This is a genomic window from Streptomyces fuscigenes, from assembly GCF_021556455.1.
Taxonomy (GTDB): domain Bacteria; phylum Actinomycetota; class Actinomycetes; order Streptomycetales; family Streptomycetaceae; genus Streptomyces; species Streptomyces fuscigenes.
The window spans coordinates 1-4302 of the sequence record NZ_JAKGCV010000454.1; the positions used below are offsets into that span (position 1 = coordinate 1).

A 4302-nucleotide genomic window follows, 5' to 3' on the forward strand; every position below is an offset into this window, starting at 1 on the left:
GGTCCCCCGCCGGCTTCCCGGCCCGCGCCGCCCCGCGGCCGGCGGGCCCCGCCGGGCAGGTTGCCGGCGACCCCGGTGGGCGACGAGGACAGGGAGCCGGTGGGCGAGACGACGGGCGCGAGCCCGCACACGTCGCAGTACAGCTCGCCGCCGCCCACGTCCTCGTACGAGCCCTCGCAGTCCGGCCGCTGGCACGCGCTCGCCCCGGTCATCCGCCACTCCCCCGTCCGTCGTGTTCCGCCCCGCCGCCCCGGCCGGGCGCGCCGCCCGCCGGCGGCCCCTCGCCGGCGCCCCGGCCGGCCCCGCCCTGCTCCGGGATCCTGGGCGCGCCCTGGCCCGCCAGGTCGAGCGCCATGTGCTGGTAGCGCAGCACGGCCTGCTCTGCCACGCGCAGGTCGCAGGGCGCGCTCCAGAGCATCCGGCGGGCCGCGTCGTAGCGTTCGATCAGGAACGGGTCCTCCGCGAAGCCCAGACGCGCCACCTTCGCCCGGTAGGCGTCGAGCCGGCCGCGCAGCTCGGCACGGACGGCCAGTGGCGCCGTCACCGCCGTCAACGACTCGCGGGCCCGCAGCAGTTCGTCCTCGGCGTCCCGTTCCAGGGCCTCCAGCAGCGGGGACAGCCGGTGCCACTGCGCGTTCCTGCGGTACTCGGCGGCCGTCGACAGCCGCTCGTGCAGGACGGCGGAGGGGCCGCTGACGGCCGGCACCTCCGTCGCCGCGATCTTGGCGAGCACCTCGCCGCGGGCGGCGCGCGCCTCCGTGAGCGTGCGGTCGGCGCGAGAGATCACGTCCCGCAGCCGCAGCAGCCGCTCCTCCGAGTCCTTGCGGACCTCCAGCACCGCCTCGATCTCGCGCCGCACGTCCTCCAGGGCGCGGGCCGCCCGGTCGTAGCGCTCCGTGTCGGGCGTGCCGCCGCCGGGCGCCGAACTGCCCTGCGCCGGGCGCCAGTACGCGAGCGGGTCGGAGACGACCTCGGCGCGCAGCGTGGTCAGCTCGTCGGTGATGTCCGCGAGGTCGTCGCCCGCCGGGTGCTCCCCCGGGCGCACGCCGACCGAGTGCGCGAGGGAGCGGGTGCGGTGCAGCTCGGCGGCGAGCAGGTCGATGCGGGCGGGCAGCGCGGACCACACCGCGTCCGCCGCGACGATCGTGTCGAGCGCGGACGCGTAGAGCTCGTTCATCCGCGCCACGAGCTCGGCGAGGGTGAAGCGCTCCGCGAGCGCGCCCCCGGTCGCGCCGACGGCGACGGAGGGCCCGCGCAACCGTTCGGTGAGGTCGGCCAGGTCCTCACGGGAGGGCCAGCGGCGCCGGGCGCGCAGGTCGAGCGCCGTGTGCAGGGCCTTGCTGTACGCGTCGTAGTACGTCCACAGGACGGTGATGGACTGCTCGGTCGCCGCCCACCGGCTCTTGGTGACGCCGGTGAGCTGCGCCCCTTCGAGGAGCCTGCGGCCCGCGTGGTCCTGGAGCGAGAGCAGCGAGGTCTCGATCGCCTCGTGCTCCGCCCGGAGACGACCGAGGGCACGGTCCGCCTCGTCCCGGTCCCAGACCGGTTCAGGCGGTGTCCCCGAAGGGCCGGGGAAGGGGCCCGTGGCGCCCATCGATCACCTCTCCGCTGTGTCGTGCCGGTTGCCTGCCGCGGTCGTGCGGTGCTGGTCGCCCGCCGCGGTGCGGCGCCGCCGCGCCGGTCGTGCCGCGTGCCCGCGCGTACTGACGCCTGTCTCCGTTCCCGCCCGTCCTCTCCCGCCGTTCCGCGGTCGTCCGCACTCCGTCCGCCTGCCGTCCGTCCGTTCCCGCCGCCGTCAGCCGTGGGTCAGGTAGCGGGCGGCGGGAGGGGCCGCCACCGGTCCCAGCTCCGCCTTCAGCCACTTGTCGTACGACCTGCGCCAGGGGCTGTCCGCCCCGCCCGAACGGTACTTCGCCAGGACGTGGTTGACGCGGGCGACCAGGTCGTCCGCCCCCGGCTTCGCGGCGACACCGTAGTACTCGGTCGTGAACGGCTTCTTCCCCTTCAGCTCGACCGCGGGGTCCTGCGCCGCCTGCGCCGCCGCCAGCGCGTTGTCGGTGATGACCGCGTCGACGCGGCCGAGCTGGAGGCGGACCAGGCAGTCGAGCTGGTTGGCGACGCTCAGGTCGTCGACGGGGACGTGGTGCGGGTTGTAGCCCTTGTCGTTCTCCTTGTCCCAGAAGTACACGTGGTGCGGGTTGCCGGCCTCCAGCTCCTGCAGCGCCGTTGAGCCCGTGGCCGTGCACACCCGCTTGCCGCGCAGCGAGTCGTCGTAGCCCGTGATGCGGCCAGGCGCGCCGGACGTCCCGGCGCCCGGGGAGGCGCTGTCCTTGGGGGCGAGCACCTGCTGGCCCGCCTTGAAATAGGCGGTGGAGAACTCGGCCCGGTCGAGCCGGCCGCAGGTGATCGTCATGGTCCGCACGACGAGGTCGACCGAGCCGTTCTTCAGCGCGTCGGTGCGCTCCGCGGTGGAGACGGGCTTGAAGGTGACCGCGTCGGCGTCGCCGTAGATGTCCTTCGCTATGGCGTGGGCGAGGTCGATGTCGAACCCCTCGAACTGGTCCGTCGCCGGGTTCAGATAGCCCCACCGGTAGCTGTTCTGGTCCACGCCGACCACCAGCTTCCGCTTCGCCCCCGTGCGCGCGAGCAGCCTGTCGAGGGTCGGTCCGCCGCCCGCGGAGGCGGGGACGCTCGCGTCGGCCGGCTGCCCGGTGCCCGGACAGGGCCGGTCCCCGTCGGCGGCGGCCGGGGTGGCGGACGTCCGGTCGGCCGCCGGCTCCGCCCGGTGCTCGGCGCCGGCTCGGGCCCGGGCGCCCGCTCCCGCCGGGCCGTGGTGCGCGAGCGGTACGAGGACGAGCGAGGCGGTCACGGCGCACGCGGCGCCCATGGCGGTGACGCCGCCCCAGCCCCGCAGCCTGCCGGAAACGGAACCCACGGCTCCCCCTCTCACCGGTACTCCGAAAGCCTGCGGCCCACGCCGAGGATGGCGCCGACCGCGCCGAGGACCGCGAGCACCACGGCACCGAGCCACACGAGGTCGAGGGCGCCCCTTCCGTCGCGCGCGGCTGAGGTGAACTCGTCCTGCTCGTGCGCGATGGCCTTGGCGATCCGGTCGTCGACCTGCTGGAAGGCCTGCTCGCTGGTCTTCCCGGGGCCGTCGAGCGCCTCACGGGCGTCCTGGAAGCGGCCGTCCGCGCCGGCCGCGCTGCCGGTGCGGTGCCGGCTCTTCCAGGTCGCGACGGCGCCGATCGCGTCGGCGACGGGGGCGCGGCCCGGGTCGTCGTCCGCGAGGCCCCTGGCCCGTCCGAGGTCGGCGGACAGCGCTTTCGTCTTCTGGCCGAAGTCGACCTCGTACTTGTCGGTCTTCTTGTTCTCCGCGACGACCGATCCCCGCGAGACCAGCATCAGGTTCTCGTCGGCCCGGGCCTTGAGGGCGTTGATGCGGGCCGAGTTGAGCGCCGTCAGCGAGCGCTGGCCGTTGCGGTCGGCACCGTCGAGGCCCGCGTTGCCGAGGGCCTGGCCCGCCACCAGCCAGAGCACGGCCGCGGTGCACGCGGCCGTCGCGGTCACGAGGCCCCGGTTGAACACGCGGTTCGTGTGGCGGTAGTTGCGCCGCTGCGCGCCGGCCAGCACGAGCAGCGCGAGGACGCCGAGCGCGAGCGCCGCGTACGGCCAGGACTGCGCGGAGCCGGACTCGGCCTCCAGCCGCGAACTCTCCTCCGTGTACAGCGCCTCCGCGGCCGGCAGGATGCCGCCGGGCAGGGTCATGCGGTCGTTCGCGTAGCGCAGGTAGGCCCCGCCCAGCGGCAGGCCGCGGCGGTTCTCGGCCCGGGCCCGCTCGATCAGCCCGGTGTAGACGGGCAGTTGCTCGGCGATGCTCGCCGTCAGCGTGGCCGAGCGGCTGCCGGGCGCCGCGCTCTGCGCGACTTTGGTGACCAGCCTCGCGGCACGGGAGACGTCGTCGCTGTAGGCGCTTTGCACCGCGGGGGGCTCGGTGGCGCCCGCGAGGAATCCGGTGGCGGCCTGCGTGTCGGCGTCGGCGAGGGCCGCGTACAGGTCGGCGGTGTCCTTCACGGTCTGCCCGCCGGCGACGACGTCGTCGGCCGACGCGTACCGGTCGGAGCTCTGCCAGGCGGTGACGGCGCCGAACACGACCACGGTCAGCGCGAGCACCGCCCCGATGAGGCGCAGCCTGCCCGGCTCCGTGCGCACGGCGCGACGCAGCCTGCGCAGCGCGTCGCGGCCGGTCTCCCGCAGTCCGGCCGTCGGCGGCGGCTCGGGCGGCGGCACCGGCGGGCGCGG

4 protein-coding genes are annotated in these 4302 nt (G+C 75.7%); all 4 read right to left on the minus strand.

Annotation, left to right across the window (positions count from 1 at the left end; translation table 11 throughout):
• Positions 1-212: hypothetical protein (locus L1885_RS24450; protein ID WP_235799332.1), on the minus strand; the 212-nt coding region annotated here is incomplete at its 3' end.
• Positions 209-1594, minus strand: a complete 1386-nt coding sequence (locus tag L1885_RS24455) for a coiled-coil domain-containing protein (protein WP_235799333.1) — start codon at positions 1592-1594, stop codon at positions 209-211. The genes L1885_RS24455 and L1885_RS24450, both read right to left, overlap by 4 nt.
• Positions 1595-1795: 201 nt before the next feature.
• Positions 1796-2950, minus strand: coding sequence for a transporter substrate-binding domain-containing protein (locus L1885_RS24460; protein WP_372482019.1), 1155 nt, complete (start codon positions 2948-2950; stop codon positions 1796-1798).
• Positions 2947-4302: GlnX family signal transduction membrane protein (locus L1885_RS24465; RefSeq protein ID WP_308117391.1), on the minus strand; the 1356-nt coding region annotated here is incomplete at its 5' end. The genes L1885_RS24465 and L1885_RS24460, both read right to left, overlap by 4 nt.